This window comes from Pseudomonas phenolilytica, from assembly GCF_021432765.1.
Lineage (GTDB): Bacteria > Pseudomonadota > Gammaproteobacteria > Pseudomonadales > Pseudomonadaceae > Stutzerimonas > Stutzerimonas phenolilytica.
The window spans coordinates 2,312,768-2,337,238 of the sequence record NZ_CP058908.1 but is presented as its reverse complement, the minus strand read 5'-3'; the positions used below and the strand labels follow the sequence as shown (position 1 = coordinate 2,337,238).

Genomic DNA, 24,471 nt, shown 5'->3' with positions numbered 1-24,471 from the left:
GCAACCACGGCCACGCACGGGCGGTCTACCCTGTTCACCACCCCGCGCCCTCTCACGCACCAGGAGCTCTCCATGATCGATGCACAGGGCTATGCCGCCCAGAACGCTAACAGCCCGCTCGCACCTTACCGCTTCCAGCGCCGCTCGCCGGGCGAACACGATGTCGAGATCGAGATCCTGTTCTGCGGCGTGTGCCACTCCGACCTGCACACCGCGCGCAACGAATGGAACAACACGCTCTATCCCTCCGTGCCCGGGCACGAGATCGTCGGCCGCGTCAGTGCTGTCGGCTCGGCGGTGAGCACCTTCAAGGTCGGCGACCTCGCCGGGGTCGGCTGCCTGGTCGACAGCTGCCGCAACTGCCCCTCCTGCGGCGAAGGATTGGAGCAGTACTGCGAAAACGGCTTTGTTGGTACCTACAACGGTCCGGCGTTCGGCGGCGGCGAGAACACCTTGGGCGGCTATTCGGACCGTATCGTAGTGGATGAGAAATACGTGCTGCGCATCCGCCACACCGACAACCTGGCCGCCGTCGCGCCGCTGCTGTGCGCCGGTATCACCACCTACTCGCCGCTTCGCCAATGGAAAGTCGGCCCGGGACAGAAGGTCGGCGTGGTCGGCCTCGGCGGGCTCGGTCACATGGCGGTGAAGATCGCCAACGCCATGGGCGCGAAGGTGGTGCTGTTCACCACCTCGCCGGACAAGAAGGACGATGCCCTGCGCCTGGGCGCCTCGGAAGTGGTGGTGTCGAAGAACAAGGACGAGATGGCCGCACACGCCAACAGCTTCGACTTCATTCTCAACACCGTCGCCGCGCCGCATAACCTCGATGCCTTCGTCAACCTGCTCAAACGCGACGCCACCATGACACTGGTTGGCGCGCCGGCCTCGCCACATCCTTCACCCAGCGTGTTCGGGCTGATCTTCAAGCGTCGGCGCATCGCCGGCTCGCTCATCGGCGGCATCGCCGAGACGCAGGAAATGCTGGATTTCTGCGCCGAGCACGGCATCGTCGCGGATATCGAGATGATCCGCATGCAGGACATTAACCAGGCCTACGAGCGCATGCTCAAGAGCGATGTGAAGTACCGCTTCGTGATCGACATGTCGACACTCACCGCAGCCTGAGCGGACAACGCCTGCCCCCGCTCTCCGAACGAGGGCGGGACAGCCCGCCGTTCGTCGAAAAAATACACAACCTTTTGTTTTTATTGACCTTTCCTTCAGCGCAGAAGGCTAATATGCCGCGCCGCATGGATGCGTTACTCGTTCGGTTGTCGAGAATGCCATGCGCCGCTTCAGTCTTCTGCTGCTCCTTGTTTTCTGCGGTGCCGCCGCCCATGCCGACGCTCCGCGCACCTTTCGCGAAGCGAAAAAGCTAGCCTGGCGAATCCACGCCGAGCGCCCGGTGGATTTCTACTGCGGCTGCCGCTACCGCGGCAATCGCATCGACCTGGCCAGCTGCGGCTATATACCGCGCAAACAGCCACAGCGCGCCGCTCGTGTGGAATGGGAGCACATCGTCCCCGCCTGGGTGATTGGCCATCAGCGGCGCTGCTGGCAGCAGGGCGGACGCAAGCATTGCGCTGCCAACGACCCGGTATTCAGCCGAGCCGAGGCGGACCTGCACAACCTGGTTCCGGTGGTTGGCGAGGTCAACGGCGACCGCAGCAATTTCGGTTTCGGCATGCTTCCCGCCCGGCCTGGGCAGTACGGCGCATGCCCAATGGTGGTGGATTTCAAGCAGCGCACGGCGATGCCGCCCGAACGCAGTCGCGGCGCTATTGCCCGCACCTACCTGTACATGAGCGAGCGTTACCAGCTCCGCCTGTCCCGCCAGGACCGGCGGCTCTACGAGCTGTGGGATCGCCGCTACCCAGTCAGTGAATGGGAACGCTGGCGCAACCAACGCGTCGCCTGCGCGCAGGGCAATGCCAACCGGCATGTCGGGACCGTCAATCTGCAGCGCTGCACCGGCGACTTCGCCAGTCGCTGAGGCAGCCGGGCGGCTTGTCGCCGTTCATCGGCAGCGGCATGCTGTGGGCATCGATACCATCGCCAGGACGCCATGCAGAACAACACGCTCTACGTCACCCTCGGTCTGATCGTGCTGCTGGCGCTCATCCTGTCCGGCATCCAACCTTATGACCGAGCGACCTGGCTGCTGGAAGTCAGTCCGGTGCTGCTCGCCGCCCCCGTGCTGTTGGCGACCCATCATCGCTTCCCGCTCAGTCGCCTGCTCTACATTCTGGTCGCCTTCCATGCGCTGGTCCTGATCCTCGGCGGCGCCTACACCTACGCACGGGTTCCGCTCGGCTTCTGGGTCCAGGAGCTGTTCGATCTACAGCGCAATCCCTACGACAAACTTGGCCATTTCATGCAGGGGCTGGTGCCGATGCTGCTGACCCGCGAAATCCTGCTGCGGCAGCGCTACCTGACGCCTGGGGCGATGCTGAATTTCCTGGCGATCTGCGTGGCGCTGGCGATCAGTGCGTTCTACGAGTTGATCGAGTGGTGGGTAGCGTTGATCGCCGGTGGTGGTGCCACCGATTTCCTCGGTACCCAAGGCGATCCCTGGGACACGCAGTCGGACATGCTGCTGGCCTTGCTCGGCGCCAGCGCGGTGCTGCTCGGCATCGATCGTCTGCAGGACCGGCAGATCGCGGTGCTCGAGACGCATAACAAGCCCGAGGGCTGATCGCCATGCCCTACCGCCTCGGCGCCGACGCACTGCTGATCCTGCATCTGGGATTCGTGCTGTTTGCCCTGTTCGGCGGACTGCTGGTGGCGCGCTGGCGCGGCTTGCTGCCGATTCATCTGCCGGCGATGGGCTGGGCGATCTACGTCGAGCTGGCCGACCGCGGTTGCCCCCTTACCCACTGGGAACAGGCGCTACGCCAGCTGGCTGGCGAGACGGGCTACAGCGAAGGATTCATCGAACACTACGTGCTGCCGCTGCTTTATCCAGACTGGCTGACGCTGCCGGTGCAATACGTGTTGGCCGGCGTGGTGGTGATCATCAATGTGCTGGTTTACGCGTGGGTCTGGCAGCGCAGACGCCGGCCGCGCGCCGCATCCGCCGAGCACGCCCGCACGTTGCACGCTCCAGCCGAACAGCCTGCCGCCCGAGCGCAAAGAGCGCCTTGCTGGGCGCTCTACCGGATCGATGACAACGGCAACGAAGTGGAAATGCACCGTTTCAACGATTACCGCGCAGCCGAACAGGCGATGCATGACTACGAACAGCGCGGTCACAAGCAGGCCTATCTGCTGCGCGAGGTGCACTAGCGCCGCAGTTTACCTTCGCGGCGCCGCGTCAGAGCTGCAGCTCGAAGGCGTCGCCGTCGTGATAGGCCGGGAAGCGCTCACGGAACGCCGCCAGATCGCGCGCACGCAACGTGCAACGCAGAACGCCGTCGCGCTTGCCGGCATCGAGAAGGGCATCGCCCTTGAAATCCAGCACCTGGCTGTCACCACTATAGGCGTGCCCCTTGCCGTCCTCGCCGATACGGTTGACCGCAGCGACGAAACACAGATTCTCGATCGCACGCGCCGGCAGCAGACGGTTCCACGCATCACGGCGGGCAGCTGGCCAGTTGGCGGTGTAAAGCAGCAGGTCGGTACCGTGCGGGTCGCGACTCCAGACCGGAAAGCGCAGGTCGTAACAGATGAGCGGCCGCACCCGCCAACCGTTCAGCTCGAACACCGCCTGCCGGGCCCCCGCTGTGTAATGCTGATGTTCGCCAGCCATGCGAAACAGGTGGCGCTTGTCGTAATGCAGTATCTGGCCGTCAGGACGCGCCCAGAGTAGCCGGTTGCGATGGCTGCCATCGGCGGCCTCGACGATCAGGCTGCCGGTTACCACCGCATCGAGCCGTACCGCCTGTTCGCGCAGCCACGCGTAGGTCGGCCCCTCCTCCGGCTCGGCCAGCGCCGCCGCCTCCATCGAGAAACCGGTGGTGAACATCTCCGGAAGGATGACCAGATCGGCGCCGCGGGCCTGTTCCAGCATGGTGGCGAAGCGCTCACGGTTGGCCGGCGCGTCGTGCCAGGCCAACGAAGTCTGGACCAGCGCCAGTTCGAGATCGGGCAGGTTGTTCAGATCGCGCATAGTCGTTCCGCCGCCTGACGCAGCGTCTCCTCTCGTTTGGCAAAGCAGAAGCGCACCAGCCGCAGCCCCTGCGGCGGCCGCTGGTAGAAGACCGAAATCGGAATGCTGGCCACCCCGTGCTCGCGGGTCAGCCACTGGGCCATCGCCACATCGTCGAGATCCGGGCGAATGGCCGAATAGTCGACCAGCTGAAAATAGGTACCCGCGGCCCGTTCGAAACGCAGGCGCGAGCCGGTCAGCAGATCGCAGAACAGATCACGCTTGGCTTGATAGAACGCCGGCAGCTCGATGACGTGCTCGGGGTGCTTGGCCATGAAATCGGCCAGCGCCCACTGCAACGGCGTCACCGCAGTGAAGCTGACGTACTGGTGCACCTTGCGTAACTCGTCCGTCAGCGCCGGCGGTGCGACCACGTAGCCGGTCTTCCAGCCGGTAACGTGGTAGGTCTTGCCGAACGAACTCACAACGAAGGCACGCTGATACAGTTCGTCATGGCGCAGCACGCTGGCGTGCTCACGACCATCGAACACCAGATGCTCGTAAACCTCATCACTAAGCAGGTAGATGTCACGCCCGCGAATCAGCTCGGCGAGGCGAGCCAGTTCGCTACTTTCGATCAGCGCGCCGCTGGGATTGTGCGGGGTATTCAGCACGATCATCCGGGTGCGCGACGTGAGCGCATCGGCAAGGCGCTGCCAGTCGATCCGGAAATCCGGCAGGGTCAGGGGCTGGTGGACGCACACACCGCCGGCCAGCTGCACGGCAGGCTCGTAGCTGTCGTAGCAGGGATCGAACACGATGACTTCGTCGCCGGCACGAACCACCGCCTGGATCGCGCAGAAGATCGCCTGGGTGGCCCCGGGACTGATGGTGATCTCGCGGTCGGCGCAGGCGTTTCGACCGTAGAGCGAACGCACTTTGGTCGCCACCTGCTCGCGCAAGGCCGGCAGGCCGGTCATTGGCGCGTACTGGTTGTGCCCGGCCATGACGTGCCGCGCCAGCGCTTCGCGCAGTGCCGGCGGACCGTCGAAATCCGGGAAGCCCTGCGACAGGTTGAGCGCCCCGGCTTCGGCCGCGAGCTGCGACATGGTGGTAAAGATGGTGGTGCCGACGTTCGGCAGTTTGCTGGTAATCATCGATACGAAACGCCAGGGCTCGGGGGCTTGGATTGAGACCGAGCATGCACGCCGCCGCCCGGTCCGTCCAGCCTCTGTCCCGGCGCTCGCCGCTAGCGCTTCTTGTCGCGACGCTTCTTCTCGGCCTTCTTGTGATGGCTCATCAAGCGGCGTTTCTTGTTGACCTGGCGATCGGTGAGGGTGTTCTTCTTGCCCTCGTACGGGTTCTCACCGCCCTTGTACTCGATGCGGATCGGCGTGCCGACCAGCTTCAGAACGCGTCGGTAGGTGTTCTCCAGATAACGCGAGTAGGACTTCGGCACCGCATCGACCTGATTGCCGTGGATCACGATCAGCGGCGGGTTGGCGCCGCCCAGGTGCGCATAGCGCAGCTTGATGCGGCGCCCGGCGACCATCGGCGGCTGGTGCTCGCGCACCGCGTCCTCGAGGATCTGCGTCAGGCGGCTGGTTGGCCAGCGAGTGACAGCCGAGGTGAACGACGCCTGCACCGACTTGTACAGGTGCCCGACCCCGGTGCCGTGCTTGGCCGAGATGAAATGGATATCGGCGAAGTCGACGAAAAACAACCGGCGCTCCAGCTCGGTCTTCACGTAGTCCTTTTCGCCCTGCTCCATGCCATCCCACTTGTTCAGCGCGATGACCAGCGCACGACCGGTTTCCAGCACGAAGCCGAGCAGGTTGAGATCGTGCTCGACGACGCCCTCACGGGCATCCATGACGAAGATCACCACGTTGGCGTCCTGGATCGCCTGCAGTGTCTTGACTACGGAGAACTTCTCCACTGCCTCGAAGATCTTGCCGCGCCGACGCACGCCGGCGGTATCGATCAGCGTGTACTTCTCGCCATCGCGTTCGAACGGAATGTAGATACTGTCGCGCGTTGTGCCAGCCTGGTCGTAAACGATGACCCGCTCTTCGCCGAGCATGCGGTTGACCAGCGTGGACTTACCAACGTTAGGCCGGCCGATGATAGCGATCTTGATGCCATCCTTCTCGCTAGGCCCGGGGATGCGCTTAGCCTCCTGCCCCTGCGCAACTTCCTCGGCAACCTCGTTTTCGACCGTCTCGCCCTCTTCGGCGTTGTCCTTGGGGAAGATACCCAGCGCCGCATCCAGCATGTGGCTGATGCCACGACCGTGCGCCGCCGCGATAGGCAGCGCATCGCCCAGCCCCAGCGGACTGAACTCGGCTCGCGCGAGATCAGGATCGACGGTATCGACCTTGTTCGCCACCAGGAAGCTGCGCTTGTTCCGCTTGCGCAGGTGCTCGGCAATCATCTGGTCGGCGGCAGTCAGCCCCGCGCGCGAGTCGACCATGAACAGCACCGCATCGGCCTCCTCGATCGCCTGCAACGACTGTTCGGCCATCTTCGCGTCGATGCCTTCCTCATCACCGGAAATGCCCCCGGTGTCGATCACGATGTAGGTGCGCCCCTGCCATTTGGCCTCGCCATACTGGCGATCGCGGGTCAGGCCGGCGTACTCGGCGACAATGGCGTCGCGGCTCTTGGTGAGCCGATTGAACAGGGTGGATTTGCCGACGTTCGGGCGCCCCACCAGAGCTATTACGGGAACCATGCGGCTCTCCATTGCGATATTTCAGAAAACACGAAGGCCGCTGCGAGGCAGCGGCCATAAATCGAGCGCTCCGCCGCGGCGGAGCGTCAGGGCAACTCAGGCGTATCAGTCGTCCCGGCGGATGGTCAATGCGACAAGCTTGCCGTCGTTGCTGAACACGTACAGCCAATCGCCCTCGACAACCGGACGCGCGCGCAGTCCGGAGCTGTCGATACGCTCACGGGCCACGAAACGCCCATCCACCTGGCTCAGCAGATGCAGATAGCCTTCGCGATCACCCACCACGACGTAACTGGAAAACACCGCCGGAGCCGAAAGCTGGCGGCGTGCCAGCGCATCGTTGCTCCACAAGGCCGTGGTGGAGCGCTCATCGACGCCTTCCACGGTGCCGCTGGCCAAGCTCAGATAAACGCTACCGTAGCCCAGCGCAACGCCGGAATAGGTGGAAGCATCGCGCTGCCACTGGATACGGCCGCTTTCGACATCCAGCGCCGCCGCACGCCCCTGATAGGTGGCGACGTACAGCGTGCCGCCGGACAGCAGCAGGCCACCGTCGATATCCACTACACGCTCCAGCTCGGAACGCCCTTGCGGGATTGCCACACGCTGCTCCCACACCGGCAGACCGCGGCGCGTATCCAACGCGATGACTTTGCCGTTGGACAGACCGGCGATCGCCAGCTGATTGGTCAGTACCGGTGCGCCGGTACCGCGCAGAGTGAGTACCGCTGGCGAGCCTTCGTAGCTCCAGCGCTGCGCGCCAGTGTCGATCTCCAGCGCGATCAGACGATCGTCCTGGGTCTGCACCAGCACGATATCGCCATTCACCGCGGGAGCAGCCAGCACCTCACTGCTGACCCGACTGCGCCAGCGCTCCTCGCCGCTGGCGACGTCCAGCGCGATCACCTCGCCACGCAGCGTGCCGACTAACACCAGGCCATAACCCGCACCGACAGCACCGGAAACCGGTACTTCGAGGTCGGTCTTCCAGTTGACCTTGCCGGTCAGGCGGTCCACGGAAACCACCAGCCCCTCGACGTCGGCAGCATAGATCTGCTCGCCGTATACTGCAGGCACCAGCAGGTTGTAGGTTTCGCCCTGGCCCTCACCAATCGAGCGGCTCCATTGCTTCTGTAGTTCGACCTCGGCTTCGAACTTGGTCAGCTCCGCAGGCTCCGGCTCTTTCGTGTCATTGCTGCTGCACCCGGCGGCCAATACGGCGAGGGTCAGCAACGCGGCAGTCTTCCAGCGCATCGGTTACGCCTCCCCTCGGGCCAGATCGTCCAGCTTCAGCTGCAGACCGCCGATTGCGGCATCCTGCGACAATGCCTGCTTGGCCTTGGTATAGGCAGCGTGCGCCTCGTCCACGCGGCCCAGCTGCACCAGCAGATCACCGCGCAGCTCCTCACGGCCGGCGGCGAAGGCCTTATCGGCCTCGCCTTCGAGCAGTTTGAGCGCATCTTCGGCCTTGTCCTGCGCCGCCAGCACACGTGCCAGCCGCTGACGCGCCAGCTCGCCAAGCGTTGCGTCGGCGGGTTTGTCGACAATCGCGCGCAATTCGGCAGCGGCTTCGTCCAGACGGCCGCCCTCGACCGCCACCTTGGCGACGAACAGGCTACCGTACTGAGCGTAATGAGTACCGGCGAAGTCCTGCTTCAGCTGATTGCCTAGGCGCGCTACTTCAGCGGCATCCGCCTTGCCGGACTCCAGCGCGGCCGTCAGCAGTTGCTGATAAAGGCCGGACGCGTTATATGCCTGGTTAAGCTGATGGTTCTGCCAGAACTGCCAGCCGAACACCAGCGCCACGGCGAGCGCACCCCCCGTGAGCAAAGGCTTGCCGTTGCGCTGCCACCAATCCTTGATTTGCGCCAGTTGTTCTTCGTCGGTACCCGAGGTCACGCTGTCACTCCTTTTATTCGCTTAGTCTCAGACCTGCTCGAGGCAGGCAGCCAGACGCTCGGGTAGAGCATCCCAGGCAATGCTTTGTTGTTCGCTGTCATCGCGCAGCGGCTTGCAACCTACCACGCGCCCGGCAAGTTCGTCCTCACCAAGAATTAGCGCGAAATGTGCGCCGCTCTTGTCGGCCTTCTTGAACTGACTCTTGAAGCTGCCGGAGCCGGCATTGACCAGCAAACGCAGACCGGGCAAGGCGTCGCGCAGACGCTCGGCCAGACCGAGTGCCGCCAGTTCCGCCGCTTCGCCGAATGCGCAGATGAACGCGTGCGGCGGCCGATTCAGCGTTGCAGGGACCAAGTCGAGGGTTTCCAGCAGCAGCACCAGGCGTTCGACGCCCATCGCGAAGCCAACTCCCGGGGTGGGCTTACCGCCGAACTGGCTGACCAGCCCATCGTATCGGCCGCCAGCACAAACCGTACCCTGCGCGCCAAGCTTGTCGGTCACCCACTCGAACACCGTGCGGCCGTAATAGTCGAGTCCACGCACCAGCTTCGGGTTGATTTCGTAGGCGATTCCGGCCGCATCCAGGCGCGCCTTCAGTCCGTCGAAATGCTCACGTGACTCTTCATCGAGGTAGTCGTGTAGCGTCGGCGCATCGGCCAGCAGCGCCTGGGTCTGGGCATTCTTGCTGTCGAGGATGCGCAGCGGGTTGGTAGTCAGTCGGCGCTGGCTGTCTTCATCGAGCTGATCGAACCGCTGCTGCAGGTAGGCGACCAGCGCGTCGCGATAACGTGCGCGCGCTTCGCTGGAACCAAGGCTGTTGAGCTGTAGCGTCACCGCTTCGCTCATGCCGAGCTGTTTCCACAGACGAGCCGTGAGCACGATCAGCTCGGCGTCCACGTCTGGGCCAGGCTGGTTAAACACTTCCACGCCGATCTGGTGAAACTGGCGATAACGACCCTTCTGCGGTTTCTCGTAGCGGAACATCGGTCCAGTGTACCAGAGCTTCTGGACCTGGCCGCCGCCGGTGAGACCGTGTTCGAGCACCGCGCGCACACAGCCGGCGGTACCTTCCGGACGCAGTGTCAGCGATTCGTCGTTGCGATCGCGAAACGTGTACATCTCCTTGTCGACCACATCGGTTCCTTCTCCGATACCGCGGGCGAACAGTTCAGTGTATTCGACGATCGGCAGACGAATTTCGCTATAGCCGTAGCTGTCGAGCAGCTGCGCGAAAGTGCCCTCCAGGTAGCGCCAGACCGGAGTCTGCGCCGGCAGAATGTCGTTCATGCCACGAATGGCTTGCAGGGACTTGCTCAAGGGAATTCCTTAACAATCAACTACGGGCGATGAGCGCGGCATCCGCGTCGAGCTTCTCGGCCGCCTTGCGACGGATCAGCTGCTCCAGCTCGTCCACCAGATTCTCGTTGTTCAGCTTCTGCGCCGGCTTGCCGTCGATGTACACCAGATTGCTCGGGCTGCCGCCAGTCAGGCCGATATGCGCCTCCTTGGCTTCGCCCGGGCCATTGACCACACAGCCGATGACTGCCACGTCCAGCGGCACCAGCAGATCCTCGACGCGCGCCTCCAGCTCGTTCATGGTCTTGACCACGTCGAAGTTCTGCCGCGAGCAGCTGGGGCAGGCGATGAAGTTGATGCCTCGCGAACGTAGGTGTAGTGATTTGAGGATATCGAAACCAACCTTGATCTCTTCCACCGGATCGGCAGCCAGCGAAACACGGATGGTGTCGCCGATGCCCTCGGCGAGCAGCATGCCCAACCCAACCGCCGACTTCACCGTTCCGGAACGCAGTCCGCCGGCCTCGGTGATCCCCAGATGCAGCGGCTGCTCGATCTGTTTGGCCAGCTGCCGGTAGGCCTCGACCGCCATGAACACATCGGAGGCCTTCACACTGACCTTGAAGTCGGGAAAATTCAGCCGATCCAGATGCTCGACATGGCGCAGCGCCGACTCGACCAGCGCCTCGGGAGTCGGCTCACCGTATTTTTTCTGCAGATCCTTCTCCAGCGAACCTGCGTTGACGCCGATGCGAATCGGGATGCCGCGATCACGCGCAGCCTCGACTACCGCCCGCACCCGATCCTCGCGACCGATGTTGCCCGGGTTGATGCGCAGACAATCGACGCCCAGCTCGGCCACACGCAGCGCGATCTGATAATCGAAATGAATGTCCGCGACCAGCGGCAACTGAACCTGCTGTTTGATCCGTCCAAACGCCTCGGCGGCCTCCATCGACGGCACGGAAACACGCACGATATCGGCACCGGCATCTGCCAGGCGACGAATCTGTCCGACAGTCGCGTCGACATCGCACGTCTCGGTGTTGGTCATGCTCTGCACGGAGATCGGCGCATCGCCGCCGACCGCAACGTTGCCTACCCAGATCTTGCGAGATGGGCGACGCTTGATGGGAGACTCTGAATGCATGCTTACTGCCCCAGCTTGATACGCGCCGTCTCGCCACGAACATACGGGGCAAGATCTACGGCCGCGCCGTTGTAACTGATCTGCGCGCCGCGCGCGTAGCCCAGATGGACATCGAGCGGCGCCTTGCCGGTGATGGTGCGCTCGCTGCCAGACTTGGCCAGGCCGCTATAGAGCACGCGACCGTCAGCGTCGGTCACCTTCGTCCAGCAATCGGCACTGAACTTCAGGGCCAGGCGGCCTTCACCGGCGGCGGGAACTACTGCCGGCTCGCTCGGGGTCTCGGTGGCTGGCGCACTCACCTGGATTTCCGGCGCTGTGGTGATCTGCGGCTCGGCACCGTCCGAGACCGGCTGCTCGACAGCGGTGTTTGCCTCATCGGCCGGAATCGGCATGCGCTGTTCTTCAGGCTGCGGCGTGGACTCGGTCGTCGACGGTTGTTCGTCCGTTGCGGTCGGCGGAGCGTTCACGACCTCTTCCTGATCTTCCGGACGGTCGAGCAGATGAATCTGCGTGGTACCGTCGGCCGTTTCCACTTCGATACTGTCCAGCGCCGCCACCGCAGGTGCGGTCTCTGGCTGCTGGATACGCTCTTGCCACCAGTAAAAACTGGCACCAGCCACGACCAGCAATAGAGCAAAGCCGAAGAAGCGCAAGACGCTCCGCGACAGCCGTCCAGGCTCTTCGATGCGACCTAGGCTGGTGACATTACTGCCAGTGGCGCTGGTGCCAGTATGCTGATCGAATTCCTGAACGAGCCGGTTAGGGTCCAGTTCCAGGAGCTTGGCGTAGGCTCTGACGTATCCACGGGCGAAGGTATGCCCCGGCAGCTGGCTGAAATCGCCGGCCTCGATCTGCGCGACCGAGCGGGCCGTCAAATTGAGCTGCTGGGCGACGGACGCTAACGACCAGCCCTTGCTCTCGCGAGCCTGGCGCAGGGTTTCGCCCGGATTGGCGCCCATCGGGGCCATCTCGTGGTTCGGCGCTGTCATCGTTGCTCCGAAAGGTATTGCTGATATTCCGCCGTACCGGGGTACAGGCGCTTGAGCTGCAGTGCCAGACTGGCTGCCCTGTCGCGATCCCCATGGATATCGGCCAGGTGGATACCAAGCAGCAAGCTACGGGCGTTCTGCTCGGCAAGTTGGCTGTAGCTGTCGTAGTAGGCTTTGGCGGGGACGTACTGTTTAGCGTCATAGGCCATCAGCGCGAGTTCCAGTAGCGCGCCAGGCTGACGACTGTCCAGGCGCAGCGCACGAGTGAAATACTTCTCGGCCTGCTCCGGCTGGTTCAATTTCAACGCGGTCATGCCCATGTTCTGGAAGACCCGCGCACGCTCGGGATACAGGTTGTCTTCTGAGGCCTGGGTGAACCGCTCGAGCGCTTCAGGGTAACGTTTCTGCTCGAACAGAAAACTGCCGTAGTTGTTCAGAATCCGCGCGTCCCGGCGATTGGCCAGCGCTTCGCGGTAATGTTTGTCGGCCAGCTCGTTTTCCATTTCCGTCTGGAACACCAGCGCCAGCGCCGCGTGCGCGTCGGCGCTGCGCGGATCGAGTTCCAGAGCCTTGCGCAGCGGCGTCTTGGCGCGCGACGCGGTGCCCTGCTGTACGTAGCCGATACCCAGCTGAATGTAGGCATCGCGTGCCTGCTGGCGTCCTTCTTCGGTTTTTAGCGGATCGACAGTACCGGTCGAAACACAGCCTGTTAGGCCGGCCAATAGCAACAGCAGCGCAACGCGCAAGGTCATCAGTACCCCCTCAGGATCGGTTCGAAGCAGCGCGCGCGGTATCGGGCTCGGTCTGCAGTTCCCGCACGGCGATGTAGCGCTCGCTGCGGCGGGTGCGGTCCAGCACCTGACCGACGAGCTGGCCGCAAGCGGCATCGATGTCCTCGCCGCGGGTCGTACGCACCGTCACATTGTGCCCGGCTTTGTGCAGGATGTCCTGAAAACGCCGGATGGCATTGTTGCTGGGGCGCTCATATCCGGAATGGGGGAACGGATTGAATGGGATCAGATTGATCTTGCAGGGAATTTTGGCTAGCAGCGCAATCATCTGCTCGGCATGCTCGGGCTGATCGTTCACGCCCTGCAGCAGGGTGTACTCGATGGTCAGCACGCGCTTCTCGCCGAGTCGCGATATGTAGCGCTGGCACGATTCCAGCAGCATCTGCAGTGGGTACTTTTTGTTGATCGGCACCAACTGGTCACGCAACGCATCGTTCGGCGCGTGCAGCGACAGCGCCAGGGACACGTCGATAACCTTGGCCAGCTCATCGATCATCGGTACGACACCGGAAGTCGAGAGCGTAACCTTGCGTTTGGAGATGCCGTAGCCGAGATCGTCCATCATGATCTGCATGGCGGCGACCACGTTATCGAAATTCAGCAGCGGCTCGCCCATACCCATCATCACCACGTTGGTGATGGCGCGGTCGACTTTCGCCGGGACGGTGCCGAAGGATTTGTTGGCAATCCACACCTGGCCGATCACCTCGGCGGCGGTAAGGTTGCTGTTGAAACCCTGCTTACCAGTGGAGCAGAAGCTGCAATCCAGCGCACAGCCTGCTTGGGACGACACACACAGCGTGCCACGTCCGGCCTGGGGGATATAGACGGTTTCGACGCAACTGCCCGAAGCAACGCGTACGACCCACTTGCGGGTGCCGTCGCTGGAAATGTCTTCGCTGACGATTTCCGGGCCGCGTATCTCGGCGCAGGCCTTGAGCTTTTCGCGCAAGGCCTTGCCGATGTTGCTCATGGCGTCGAAATCATCGACGCCGAAATGGTGAATCCATTTCATCACCTGACCGGCGCGGAAGCGCTTCTCCCCAATCGACTCGAAGAAGCTTTCCAGCTGCGGCTGGGTCAGGCCCAGCAAATTCACCTTACCGGTCGTGGCAATCATAGGATTCACCTTCGCTCGATCAGCGAATGCGTGCGCACACTTCGGTGGCCGCGAAGAAGTAGGCGATCTCGCGTGCGGCGGAGGCTTCCGAGTCGGAACCGTGCACGGCGTTCTCGTCAATGGAGACAGCGAAGTCAGCGCGGATGGTGCCCGCGGCGGCTTCTTTCGGATTGGTGGCGCCCATCAGCTCGCGGTTCTTGGCAATGGCATTCTCACCTTCCAGAACCTGAACGATGACCGGACCGGAAGTCATGAAAGCAACCAGATCCTTGAAGAAGCCACGCTCGCTGTGCTCGGCGTAGAAGCCAGCAGCTTCACGCTCGGACAGCTGCACCATCTTGGAAGCGACGACGCGCAGGCCGGCCTTCTCGAAACGGGTGGTGATTTCGCCGATCACGTTCTTGGCGACGGCATCGGGTTTGATGATGGAGAAGGTGCGTTGCAGGGCCATGTAAGGACTCCAAAACTGATGGGTTAAAGCGAACGAATAAACCCGCGAATCATACGCGGGTTCGGGTCAAAACATAAGGGTAGTCGGCAGCCAGGCGTTCGAGCGAAGCCGTATCGGCGCCCCGATAGAGTCGTTGGTTACTGCGCTTCTTCGATCCAGGCGGCCTGGATGGCTTCCAGCACTTTCTCGCCGCCACGCTGTGGGTCGTCGGAAAAATCCGGTAGATCCAGCACCCAGCGATGCAGCTCGACGAAGTTCACGTAGCGCGGATCGACTTCAGGCCGCGCTTCGGCCAGCTCGATGGCGATATCCAGCACATCGGTCCAATGCAGACTCATGAATGACGCCCTCGCCTCAATGCCCTTCGGAAACCTGGTTGATGGTGTATTTAGGGATCTCCACGACCAGATCGGCCTTGTCGACCACTGCCTGACAAGACAGACGCGAGGTCGGCTCCAGCCCCCAGGCCTTGTCCAGCATATCGTCCTCGAGCTCGTCGGATGGTTCCAGACTGGAGAAACCCTCGCGGATCACGACGTGACATGTGGTACAGGCACAAGACTTCTCGCAGGCGTGCTCGATATCGATGCCGTTGCGCAGCGCAGCATCCAGTACGGTTTCGCCGACTTGTGCCTCGATCACGGCGCCCTCTGGGCAGTGTTCGGCATTGGGCAGAAAGATGATCTGCGGCATCTGGGTCATTCCTCGATATCGTTGAGCCGTCGTCCGGCCAGCGCGGCCTTGACGGTTGAATCCAGTCGACGCGCAGCGAAGGCATCGGTGATATGGCTGAGTCGCTTGCTCTGACGCTCGATCGCAACGCCGTCTTGACTGTCGAGCAGCGCGCGCAGCGCATTCATCTGCTCTTCGATGGCTTCGCGCTCCTCAGCACTCAGCAGCCGCTCGCCATCAGCCGCCAGCGCCGCCTCCACAGCCTCCAGCAGCCGCTGGGCATCAACCAGCTGTTCGCGCAGGGCGCGGGCCTGCTTGTCCTCACCAGCCTTGCGGAAGGAGTCTTCAAGCATGCGCGCAATTTCGCCGTCCGTGAGCCCGTAGGATGGCTTGACCTGAATGCTCGCCTCAACGCCCGAGGTCAACTCGCGCGCAGAAACACTCAGCAACCCGTCGGCGTCGACCTGAAACGTCACACGGATCTTCGCCGCCCCCGCCACCATCGGTGGAATGCCGCGCAGCTCGAAGCGCGCCAGCGAACGGCAGTCGGCGATCAGTTCGCGCTCACCCTGCAGCACGTGAATCATCATGGCCGTCTGGCCATCTTTATAAGTGGTGAAGTCCTGGGCGCGTGCAACCGGAATGGTGGTGTTGCGCGGGATGATCTTTTCCATCAGCCCGCCCATCGTCTCCAGCCCCAGCGACAATGGAATCACGTCGAGCAGCAGCAATTCATTGCCGTCACGATTATTGCCAGCTAGCGTTTCGGCCTGAATCGCAGCACCGATTGCTACCACTTCATCCGGATCGATATCGGTCAGCGGCTCGCGACCGAACAACTGTCCAACCAGACTGCGCACCAGAGGAACGCGAGTCGAACCGCCGACCATGACGACTGCATTGACTTCACCCGGCTCGACGGCGGAATCGCGCACCGCGCGCCGACAGGCCTTGAGGCTACGCGCAACCATCGGCTCGATCAGCGTATCGAAGGTCGCCCGATCCAACTGCCCTTGCCAGCCCGCATAGCTGATCGGCGTGCTATCGGTATTACTCAGATGCTCCTTCGCGGCACAGGCAATCTTCAGCAGCTCGCGCTGCGCACCCGGCTCAAGGTCACCGGATATGCCGGCCTGATCGAGAATCCACCCGGCCACGGCATGATCGAAATCGTCACCACCCAAGGCGGTATCACCACCGGTGGCCAGCACTTCGAACACACCCTTGGTCAGGCGAAGAATGGAAATATCGAACGTACCGCCACCCAGATCGTAGATCGCGACCACACCTTCGGCCTGTCGATCGAGACCATAGGCGACCGCCGCAGCGGTCGGCTCGTTGAGCAGACGCAAAACATTCAGCCCGGCCAGTCGCGCCGCATCTTTGGTAGCCTGGCGTTGCGCGTCGTCGAAGTACGCCGGCACCGTGATCACCGCACCCACCAGCTCTCCGCCGAGCGTCGCCTCGGCACGCTCGCGCAGTGCTCGCAATATCTCCGCGGAAATTTCCACCGGGCTCTTGGGCCCCTGCACCGTCTCGATGAACGGCATCTGCGACTCGCCACCGCTGAAGTGATAGGGGAGCTGCTCACCCAACTGTTTCACATCGGCAAGGCCACGCCCCATAAGGCGCTTGACCGAGCTAATGGTGTTGAACGGGTCGCTCGCTGCAGCGGCCTTGGCGGCGCGCCCCACTTCGACGCGGTCGGCGTGGTAGCGCACCACCGAAGGCAGTATTACCCGCCCATCGGCATCCGCCAGCGGTGCCGTAACACCACTGCGCAGAGCTGCTACCAGCGAATTGGTGGTGCCCAGATCTATTCCGACGGCAAGGCGTCGCTGGTGAGGCTGAGGGCTTTGTCCGGGCTCGGCAATCTGAAGTAAGGCCATATCTGTCTGATGTCGAGCGCAGCGCCAGGCGCCACGCGAAGGTTAATCGTCGAGGCGCTCTTCGAGTGCGCGCACTTCCTGGGACAGCTTGTCGAGAAACTGCATGCGTCGCACTAGGCGCTCGGCCTCTTCAGGCGATGAAGCATCACGCCAGATCTGCGCGAAGCGCTCATCCAGCGCGCGCTGGGCATCCCTGAGGCGCACCTTGAAAGTGGCGATCCCCGGGAGGTCGACCTGCTCATGCAGCGCCTCCAGCTCTTCGCGCCAGTGCATCTGCTGCATGAGGAATGTCGGGTCCTGCACGGTGGCTTCAAGAGGCAGGTCGTGTCCCTGCAGACTCAACAGATAACGCGCGCGCCGGGCCGGCGACTTGAGCGTCTGGTATGCCTCGTTGAGATTGGCCGAGCGCTCCAGCGCCTGGCGCTGCTCGGACTCGCCGGCGTCGGCAAAACGATCGGGGTGAACCTGGCGCGCCAGATTTCGATAGCGCTCCGAAAGGTCGTTCAGATCGAGATCGAACTCCGGCTGCAGATCGAAAAGCGCGTAATGACAGGGATTGCCCACAGCGTCCTCAGATATTGAAGCTCTCGCCGCAGCCGCATTCGCCACGCACGTTGGGGTTATTGAACTTAAAACCTTCGTTGAGCCCTTCGCGGACGAAATCGAGCTCGGTGCCGTCAAGATAAACGAGGCTTTTCGGATCGATGATGACCTTGACGCCATGACTTTCGAACACCGCATCTTCAGCGCTGGTTTCATCGACGAATTCCAGCACATAGGCCAACCCGGAGCAGCCGGTGGTCCTGACGCCCAGCCGCACGCCTACGCCCTTTCCACGCCCCTGCAACGAACGATTGACATGCTGGGCCGCGGCTTCGGTCATGGTGATAGCCATCGACAAACCTCCTTTAGAGCAGGCCTTTCTTCTCGCGATAGTCGCGCACGGCAGCTTTGATCGCGTCTTCGGCAAGTACCGAGCAGTGAATCTTCACCGGCGGGAGTGCCAGCTCTTCGGCGAGCTGGGTGTTCTTGATGGTTTCTGCCTCTTCCAGCGTCTTGCCCTTCATCCACTCGGTAGCGAGGGAGCTGGAGGCGATGGCCGATCCACAGCCATAGGTCTTGAACTTGGCGTCTTCGATGATGCCCTGCTCGTTGACCTTGATCTGCAGCCGCATCACGTCGCCGCATGCCGGCGCGCCGACCATGCCGGTGCCGATGTTCGGATCCTCGGCGTCGAACTTGCCGACGTTACGCGGATTTTCGTAGTGGTCGATGACCTTTTCACTGTAAGCCATGATGCAATCCTCTCTGAATCAAGCGTTGCGGAGCCGACGACGGCTCAGTGGGCCTGCCACTCGACCTTGGAAATATCGACACCGTCTTTGAACATGTCCCACAGGGGGGACAGCTCACGCAATTTAGTTACCGCTTCGCTGACCTTCTGTGCTGCGTAATCGACTTCTTCCTCCGTGGTGAAACGACCGAAGGTGAAGCGAATCGAGCTGTGCGCCAGTTCGTCGTTGCGCCCCAATGCGCGCAACACGTAAGAAGGCTCGAGCGATGCGGAGGTACAGGCAGAACCGGATGACACTGCCAGGTCCTTGAGTGCCATGATCAACGACTCGCCTTCCACATAGTTGAAGCTGAGGTTGAGGTTGTGTGGCACCCGGGCGGTCATGCTGCCATTCACATACAACTCTTCCAGATGCTCGACCTGCCTGAAAAAACGGTCGCGCAAGGCGCGAATATGCTCGCGTTCCTGGACCATCTCCTCCTTGGCAATGCGGAAGGCTTCGCCCATCCCAACCAGCTGATGGGTCGCCAGCGTACCGGAGCGCATGCCGCGCTCATGTCCACCACCATGCATCTGCGCCTCGAGGCGCACCCGCGGTTTGCGACGCACATAAAGCGCACCCACGCCCTTCGGCCCGTAGGTCTTGTGTGCCGAGAACGACATCAGATCGACCTTCATTGCCTCCAGGTCGATCTCGACCTTACCGGTAGATTGCGCGGCATCAACGTGGAAAAGAACGCCGCGAGCACGGGTCAGTTCGCCAATGGCGGCGATATCGTTAATGGTGCCAATCTCGTTGTTCACATGCATCACCGACACCAGGATGGTGTCCTCGCGCAGCGCCGCCTCAACCATCGCCGGCGTGATGATGCCGTCCTCGCCCGGCTCGATGTAGGTCACCTCGAAGCCTTCGCGTTCGAGCTGGCGAGTGGTATCCAAAACCGCCTTGTGCTCGATCTTGGTGGTGACGATGTGCTTACCTTTGCTGGCATAGAAATGCGCCACCCCCTTGATCGCAAGGTTGTCCGACTCGGTAGCACCGGATGTCCAGACGATTTCACGGGGATCAGCATTCACCAGCTCTGCCACCTGACGACGAGCATTCTCTACTGCTTCTTCGGCGCGCCAGCCAAAGGCATGCGAGCGGGAAGCCGGGTTGCCGAAATTGCCATCGATAGTCAGGCATTCGACCATCTTCGCGGCAACGCGGGGATCAACCGGAGTAGTGGCGGAATAATCCAGGTAAATCGGCAATTTCATTCGCTTATCTCCTAATCAGGCGGTCGTCCGGCTCATTCGATGGCGGACGCTTCGATCTTATCCAGCTGCGGTGAGGCACTGTTGGCACGACGCATGTCTTGGCGCAGGGCAACCTGCTGCACATCCTGGCGCTTTACTAGATCAGCCAGGCTGATGCTGCTTAGAAATTCGTGTATCTGCTGGCTCAGATCGCACCATAGATGGTGAGTCAGACAGGTATCTCCGGAATGACAGCCTCCGAGCCCCTGGCAGCGCGTGGCGTCGACCGATTCATTGACGGCATCGATCACTTGGGCGACCTGAATACCCGCCATGTCACGCGAGAGTTGATAGCCGCCACCAGGCCCACGCACACTGGTGACCAGACTGCCGCGCCGCAACTTGGCGAACAGCTGTTCAAGATAGGAAAGCGAAATCCCCTGCCGCTCCGAAATATCGGCGAGAGAAACCGGTCCATGCTGCGCATGTAGCGCTAGATCGAGCATGGCGGTCACGGCATAACGGCCTTTAGTGGTCAATCGCATCGGCTTGCACCAAGCATCACGGTTTGGATGCAATTATGCTATTTCCGAGTATTTAGGTCAACTATATGGCCCATTAAATTACTCAGGAATTGGCCGTACCATCCGGGTCAGCGGAAAGTGGACCGGGCAGTCACGCCAGAACGGCCGGCATGATAGCAGCTGCCCACCACCCCTCGCATCAAGAGCGCGGGACATCCTCCTCGGCCGCCTTGACCTCGGTGAAGTCCTCCTCGCGCAACTGCGGCAGATCCTCAGCGCAATAGTCGCTCCCCAGGGCCTTGAGAGCCCCACACATGCCTTCCAGACGGTCTTCCACCGCCTGAACGTGATCGAGCAGCTGGCCGATCGCACGCGCAACAGGATCCGGCATGTCGCCGCTGACACCGTACGCATCGAAGCCGATCTTTTCGGCGATTGCCTTGCGCTTTGCTTCCTGCTCGTCATCTGACTTCACGATGATGCGCCCCGGAATGCCCACTGCGGTCGCCCCGGCCGGCACTGCGCGCGTTACTACGGCATTCGAGCCAATCTTGGCGCCGGCGCCCACGGTGAACGGCCCGAGAATCTTGGCGCCGGCACCGACGATCACTCCATCTTCCAACGTCGGATGGCGCTTGCCTTTGTTCCAGCTGGTACCGCCTAGCGTGACGCCGTGATAGAGCGTCACATCGTCGCCGATCTCGGCTGTCTCGCCGATGACGATACCCATGCCGTGATCAATGAAGAAGCGCCGACCGATACGTGCCCCCGGATGAATCTCGATGCCGGTGAGCCAACGCCCCAAGTTCGAGCTCATACGCGCCAGCAGCTTCCATTCGCGCACCCAAAGCCAGTGCGAAAAACGGTGGATCCAGATCGCGTGCAGGCCCGGATAGCAGGTAACGACCTCCAGCGAGTTACGCGCAGCCGGGTCGCGATGAAATACGCTCTGGATGTCTTCGCGCATGCGTTCGAACATTTATTCCTGCCTCCGCTTGTGGGGCTCACCGCGAACAGCCTTCTGTGTCTCGGTGAGAATACCGCGCAGAATATTCATTTCCAGCTTGCTGATGCCACTGCGCCCGTAAAGCCGACGCAGACGCGGCATTAGATGGCGAGGCTTGGCAGGATCGAGGAAGCCGATCTCGATTAACGTCTGCTCTAGGTGACCGAAATAGTGCTCAAGCTCGTCCGCCGTGACAGGCTGGACATCGAGCATCGCCGTGGTTTCGAGCTTTTCCATCTTGGTGGGCTGTCCCTGTGCGGCGAGCCATGCCATGCGCACCTCATAGGTCAGCACCTGCACCGCGGCGGCCAGGTTCAGCGAGCTGAATTCCGGACTGGAGGGAATGTGCACGTGAAAATGACAGCGCTGCAGCTCCTCGTTGGTGAGTCCAGCATATTCACGACCGAACACCAGGGCCACCTCACCGCCCTGCTCAGCCCGCTCAAGACTTGCTCTTGCGCATTCGCGCGGGTCGAGCAGCGGCCAGGGAATGCGGCGGTCGCGCGCGCTCGTTCCCAGCACCAGCGTACAGCCCGCCAGCGCCTCCTCGAGTGTCGCCACGACCTGGGCCTCATCGAGTATGTCGGTGGCACCGGAAGCTCGGGCCACCGCATCCGAGCTGGGAAAGTCCTCCGGATCGACCAGCACCAGGCGTGACAGGCCCATGTTCTTCATGGCGCGAGCCGCACCCCCGATGTTGCCGGCATGACTGGTGTTGACCAGCACCACACGGATATTTTGCAGCGACACAGTGGTTTCTCGGTGCGAAAAAACGGACGCGAAGCTTACCGCAGCACGGCGCAAACCATCCAGCGAACGCCGTGCATCGCCCGCTACATGCGCGGCGGCTTTCCTGATAGAATTTCCGGCTTTCTTTAAACGACCAGGTATCGATCCATGCAGCCCATGCTGAATATCGCGCTGCGCGCCGCCCGCAGCGCCGGCGAACTCATTGTCCGTTCCACCGAGCGCCTGGACGTCATCTCGGTCAGCGAAAAGGACAGCAAGGACTACGTCAGCGAGATCGATCACGCCGCCGAACAGGTGATCGTCAATGCGCTGCGCAAGGCCTACCCGAGCCACGGCATTCTCGCCGAAGAAAGTGGATTGCTCGAAGGCAGCGGCGACGGCAGCGACTACCTATGGATCATCGACCCACTGGACGGCACCACCAACTTCCTGCGTGGTGTACCCCACTACGCCGTGAGCATCGCTTGCAAATACCGTGGCCGTCTGGAACATGCCGTGGTGCTCGACCCGGTGCGCCAGGAAGAATTCACCGCCAGTCGCGGTCGCGGCGCAGCACTCAACGGTCGCCGCCTGCGTGTCAGTTCGCGCAAGAGCCTGGAGGGTGCACTGCTTGGAACCGGCTTTCCGTTTCGTGACGGCCAGCTGGATAATATCGACAGCTACCTGAACATGTTCCGCAGCCTGGTCGGACAGACCGCCGGCCTCCGCCGCGCAGGTGCTGCAAGCCTGGACCTGGCCTATGTGGCGGCCGGCCGTTACGACGCGTTCTGGGAATTCGGTCTTTCCGAGTGGGACATGGCAGCCGGAGCCCTGCTGATCCAGGAAGCCGGCGGACTAGTCAGCGACTTCGCCGGCGGTCACGAATTCCTGGAAAAGGGCCAGATCGTGGCAGGCAACACCAAGTGCTTCAAGGCGGTACTGACCGCCATCCAGCCTCACCTGACACCATCGCTCAAACGCTGAGACTGAGACGAATAAAAAACGCCCCGATTGGGGCGTTTTTTATTTCGGGTTAAACCTGAAATTACTGTTGCGACAACACCAACTGGCCATCGCGCACCGGGATGGTGTCGCCCGGCTCTCGATCCATACGGACCTGTCCCACCTCACCCGCCAGATCGTACTTAACGTCGTAGCCAACGATACGATCTTCAACGTCGGTCACGGTGTCGCAGCGCGTTTCCGTCGTCGTATAGGTGTCGCCAGCCTGCATGTTGCCCTGAATCTTGTTGCCTGCGTAACCGCCGGCGGCCGCGCCAGCCACGGTGGCGATCTTCTTGCCATTGCCACCACCAATCTGGTTGCCCAGCAGACCACCAGCCACCGCACCGATTACCGTACCGGCGATCTTGTGCTGGTCCTGAACAGGGCGCTGCCGTGTCACCGCAACGTCCTTACAGACCTCGCGGGGTGTCTTGATGGACTCCGTTACAGCCTTGACCGCCAGGACCTTGGCAAACTCGGGCTCACGATCGACCAGACTATAGGTCGCTAACGCCCCACCCGCAGTCGCCACAACCGCACCCAGAATCGCCCCTGTCACCATTGACTTGTTCACTTCTTGCTCTCCTTCTGCAGAGCGCAGCCTGCCTGTGCCGATCAGACAGACTGGAGCGCAAAAAGTTTCCCAATGCAGACGCGCTGCGCGCAGGATGCGTGGCGCGATCAGGGTCGCTCATCCACCTCGCTGGCAGCCGGCGGCATGAGGTCGGCGGCAGTCAGCTTCAGCCATACCAACACCGTTGCCCCGATATAAACAGACGAGTAGGTACCCACCACCACGCCGATCAGCAGGGCCAGCGCGAAGTTGGCCAGCGTGTCCCCACCGAAGACTAGCAACGCGATGAGCGCGAGCGCCGTGGAGAAAGAGGTCGCCATCGTCCGCAACAGCGTCTGGGTAACCGAGATATCGATGTTCTCGATCAGATCCGCCTTGCGCAGTACACGGAAATTCTCGCGAATCCGGTCATAGATGATGATCGTGTCGTTGAGCGAATAACCGATCATTGCCAGGACCGCCGCCAGAACCGTCAGGTCGAACGGAATCTCGAAAAACGCAAGAATACCCAACGTCAGAATGGTGTCGTGCGCCAGCGAGGCGATCGCCCCGACCCCAAACTTCCACTGGAAGCGGAATGCGAGATAAACCATGATCCCGCCCAGCGCCAGGAGCATCGCCAGGCCACCTTGATCGCGCAGCTCCTCGCCTACCTGGGGGCCGACGAATTCGACACGCTTGACCTCGAAGCGGGCCGAAGGATCGATGGTCTTCAACGCCGCACTGATCTTGCTGCCCAACTGCGGATCATCACCGGCCAGGCGGATCAGTACATCCGTGGTCGCACCGAAACTCTGAACCACCGCATCGGCATACCCCGCCTGGCCCAGTTCACGCTTGATCACTTCCAAATCGGCCGGCTGCTCGTACTGCAGCTCGATCAACGTGCCGCCGGTAAAATCCAGGCCGAAGTTGAGGCCCTTGCCGATAAGCGCCACCAGGCCGACAACAGTTAGCAGTACCGTGATGGCGAACGCGATATTGCGGATCGCCATGAAACGAATGGTGTTCTTGATCAT

At 62.0% G+C, this 24,471-nt stretch carries 27 protein-coding genes and 1 pseudogene; 5 read left to right on the top strand and 23 right to left on the bottom strand.

The features are described from left to right. Positions 1 to 72 precede the first annotated feature (72 nt). The 4 genes and pseudogenes from HU825_RS11325 to HU825_RS11310 form a co-directional block, all read left to right on the top strand. Complete coding sequence (locus tag HU825_RS11325; protein ID WP_077683492.1) at positions 73 to 1,128, top strand: NAD(P)-dependent alcohol dehydrogenase; 1,056 nt, start codon at positions 73 to 75, stop codon at positions 1,126 to 1,128. 160 nt (positions 1,129 to 1,288) lie between these two features. After that, positions 1,289 to 1,996 (top strand): endonuclease, encoded by a 708-nt coding sequence (locus tag HU825_RS11320; protein ID WP_077683493.1) that lies wholly within the window; start codon positions 1,289 to 1,291, stop codon positions 1,994 to 1,996. A gap of 72 nt (positions 1,997 to 2,068) precedes the next feature. Then, positions 2,069 to 2,698, top strand: coding sequence for a DUF2238 domain-containing protein (locus tag HU825_RS11315; RefSeq protein ID WP_234302047.1), 630 nt, complete (start codon positions 2,069 to 2,071; stop codon positions 2,696 to 2,698). Positions 2,699 to 2,703: 5 nt separating this feature from the next. Continuing rightward, positions 2,704 to 3,063, top strand: a pseudogene (locus HU825_RS11310) (DUF2784 domain-containing protein); the annotation flags it as partial. Between the two features lie 253 nt (positions 3,064 to 3,316). On the opposite strand, the gene HU825_RS11305 reads toward HU825_RS11310, so the two are convergent. From HU825_RS11305 to trmJ, 21 genes are all read right to left on the bottom strand, one after another. Then, positions 3,317 to 4,111, bottom strand: a complete 795-nt coding sequence (locus HU825_RS11305; RefSeq protein ID WP_234302046.1) for an amidohydrolase — start codon at positions 4,109 to 4,111, stop codon at positions 3,317 to 3,319. Beyond that, the gene (locus HU825_RS11300; RefSeq protein ID WP_234302045.1) at positions 4,099 to 5,247 is read right to left on the bottom strand and encodes a pyridoxal phosphate-dependent aminotransferase; all 1,149 of its coding nucleotides are present in this window, start codon (positions 5,245 to 5,247) and stop codon (positions 4,099 to 4,101) included. Before HU825_RS11300 ends, HU825_RS11305 begins: the two co-directional genes overlap by 13 nt. Positions 5,248 to 5,339: 92 nt before the next feature. After that, complete coding sequence (gene der, locus HU825_RS11295) at positions 5,340 to 6,824, bottom strand: ribosome biogenesis GTPase Der (protein ID WP_234302044.1); 1,485 nt, start codon at positions 6,822 to 6,824, stop codon at positions 5,340 to 5,342. Between the two features lie 105 nt (positions 6,825 to 6,929). Continuing rightward, on the bottom strand, positions 6,930 to 8,078 hold the full coding sequence (gene bamB, locus HU825_RS11290) for an outer membrane protein assembly factor BamB (protein ID WP_043296192.1): 1,149 nt from the start codon (positions 8,076 to 8,078) through the stop codon (positions 6,930 to 6,932). Positions 8,079 to 8,081: 3 nt separating this feature from the next. Beyond that, positions 8,082 to 8,723 carry a YfgM family protein gene (locus HU825_RS11285; protein ID WP_054093824.1) on the bottom strand — a complete coding sequence of 214 codons (642 nt, stop codon included), beginning with the start codon at positions 8,721 to 8,723 and terminating at the stop codon, positions 8,082 to 8,084. 27 nt (positions 8,724 to 8,750) lie between these two features. Then, on the bottom strand, positions 8,751 to 10,040 hold the full coding sequence (gene hisS / locus HU825_RS11280) for a histidine--tRNA ligase (protein ID WP_156716449.1): 1,290 nt from the start codon (positions 10,038 to 10,040) through the stop codon (positions 8,751 to 8,753). Positions 10,041 to 10,056: 16 nt separating this feature from the next. Continuing rightward, positions 10,057 to 11,169: a flavodoxin-dependent (E)-4-hydroxy-3-methylbut-2-enyl-diphosphate synthase gene (gene ispG / locus HU825_RS11275; protein ID WP_043296186.1), complete on the bottom strand. Its 1,113-nt coding sequence runs from the start codon at positions 11,167 to 11,169 to the stop codon at positions 10,057 to 10,059. Positions 11,170 to 11,171: 2 nt separating this feature from the next. Next, positions 11,172 to 12,158: a RodZ domain-containing protein gene (locus HU825_RS11270; protein WP_234302043.1), complete on the bottom strand. Its 987-nt coding sequence runs from the start codon at positions 12,156 to 12,158 to the stop codon at positions 11,172 to 11,174. Further along, entirely contained in the window at positions 12,155 to 12,910 is a 756-nt protein-coding gene (gene pilW / locus HU825_RS11265) for a type IV pilus biogenesis/stability protein PilW (RefSeq protein WP_043296182.1), read from the bottom strand. The genes HU825_RS11270 and pilW overlap by 4 nt, the downstream gene beginning before the upstream one ends. Before the next feature lie 10 nt (positions 12,911 to 12,920). Next, a complete protein-coding gene (gene rlmN / locus HU825_RS11260; RefSeq protein ID WP_003288301.1) occupies positions 12,921 to 14,069 on the bottom strand; it encodes a dual-specificity RNA methyltransferase RlmN in 1,149 nt (382 codons plus the stop codon). A gap of 19 nt (positions 14,070 to 14,088) precedes the next feature. Beyond that, positions 14,089 to 14,520 carry a nucleoside-diphosphate kinase gene (gene ndk / locus HU825_RS11255; protein ID WP_003288300.1) on the bottom strand — a complete coding sequence of 144 codons (432 nt, stop codon included), beginning with the start codon at positions 14,518 to 14,520 and terminating at the stop codon, positions 14,089 to 14,091. A 137-nt stretch (positions 14,521 to 14,657) separates the two neighbouring features. Continuing rightward, positions 14,658 to 14,858, bottom strand: a complete 201-nt coding sequence (iscX, locus tag HU825_RS11250; protein WP_043296180.1) for a Fe-S cluster assembly protein IscX — start codon at positions 14,856 to 14,858, stop codon at positions 14,658 to 14,660. Between the two features lie 16 nt (positions 14,859 to 14,874). Beyond that, on the bottom strand, positions 14,875 to 15,213 hold the full coding sequence (gene fdx, locus HU825_RS11245; protein ID WP_043296399.1) for an ISC system 2Fe-2S type ferredoxin: 339 nt from the start codon (positions 15,211 to 15,213) through the stop codon (positions 14,875 to 14,877). Between the two features lie 5 nt (positions 15,214 to 15,218). Further along, positions 15,219 to 17,081, bottom strand: a complete 1,863-nt coding sequence (hscA, locus tag HU825_RS11240) for a Fe-S protein assembly chaperone HscA (RefSeq protein ID WP_054093821.1) — start codon at positions 17,079 to 17,081, stop codon at positions 15,219 to 15,221. A 42-nt stretch (positions 17,082 to 17,123) separates the two neighbouring features. Further along, positions 17,124 to 17,645: a co-chaperone HscB gene (gene hscB, locus HU825_RS11235; protein ID WP_234302042.1), complete on the bottom strand. Its 522-nt coding sequence runs from the start codon at positions 17,643 to 17,645 to the stop codon at positions 17,124 to 17,126. Between the two features lie 7 nt (positions 17,646 to 17,652). Then, entirely contained in the window at positions 17,653 to 17,976 is a 324-nt protein-coding gene (gene iscA, locus HU825_RS11230; RefSeq protein WP_043296174.1) for an iron-sulfur cluster assembly protein IscA, read from the bottom strand. A 13-nt stretch (positions 17,977 to 17,989) separates the two neighbouring features. Next, the gene (gene iscU / locus HU825_RS11225; protein WP_043296172.1) at positions 17,990 to 18,376 is read right to left on the bottom strand and encodes a Fe-S cluster assembly scaffold IscU; all 387 of its coding nucleotides are present in this window, start codon (positions 18,374 to 18,376) and stop codon (positions 17,990 to 17,992) included. A 44-nt stretch (positions 18,377 to 18,420) separates the two neighbouring features. Next, on the bottom strand, positions 18,421 to 19,635 hold the full coding sequence (locus HU825_RS11220) for an IscS subfamily cysteine desulfurase (protein WP_054093819.1): 1,215 nt from the start codon (positions 19,633 to 19,635) through the stop codon (positions 18,421 to 18,423). A gap of 32 nt (positions 19,636 to 19,667) precedes the next feature. Further along, positions 19,668 to 20,159 (bottom strand): Fe-S cluster assembly transcriptional regulator IscR, encoded by a 492-nt coding sequence (iscR, locus tag HU825_RS11215; protein ID WP_054093818.1) that lies wholly within the window; start codon positions 20,157 to 20,159, stop codon positions 19,668 to 19,670. A gap of 178 nt (positions 20,160 to 20,337) precedes the next feature. Beyond that, on the bottom strand, positions 20,338 to 21,117 hold the full coding sequence (cysE, locus tag HU825_RS11210; protein ID WP_054093817.1) for a serine O-acetyltransferase: 780 nt from the start codon (positions 21,115 to 21,117) through the stop codon (positions 20,338 to 20,340). Further along, positions 21,118 to 21,894 carry a tRNA (cytosine(32)/uridine(32)-2'-O)-methyltransferase TrmJ gene (gene trmJ, locus HU825_RS11205; protein WP_054093816.1) on the bottom strand — a complete coding sequence of 259 codons (777 nt, stop codon included), beginning with the start codon at positions 21,892 to 21,894 and terminating at the stop codon, positions 21,118 to 21,120. Between the two features lie 147 nt (positions 21,895 to 22,041). Here trmJ and suhB point away from each other — a divergent pair, with 147 nt between their 5' ends. Next, positions 22,042 to 22,857: a type III secretion system regulator SuhB gene (gene suhB, locus HU825_RS11200; RefSeq protein WP_054093815.1), complete on the top strand. Its 816-nt coding sequence runs from the start codon at positions 22,042 to 22,044 to the stop codon at positions 22,855 to 22,857. A 61-nt stretch (positions 22,858 to 22,918) separates the two neighbouring features. Here the strand turns inward: suhB and HU825_RS11195 are convergent, their stop codons facing one another. Both HU825_RS11195 and secF read right to left on the bottom strand, forming a co-directional pair. Continuing rightward, positions 22,919 to 23,452, bottom strand: coding sequence for a glycine zipper 2TM domain-containing protein (locus tag HU825_RS11195; RefSeq protein WP_043296162.1), 534 nt, complete (start codon positions 23,450 to 23,452; stop codon positions 22,919 to 22,921). Between the two features lie 107 nt (positions 23,453 to 23,559). Beyond that, on the bottom strand, positions 23,560 to 24,468 hold the full coding sequence (secF, locus tag HU825_RS11190) for a protein translocase subunit SecF (RefSeq protein WP_175415082.1): 909 nt from the start codon (positions 24,466 to 24,468) through the stop codon (positions 23,560 to 23,562). Positions 24,469 to 24,471 lie beyond the last annotated feature (3 nt).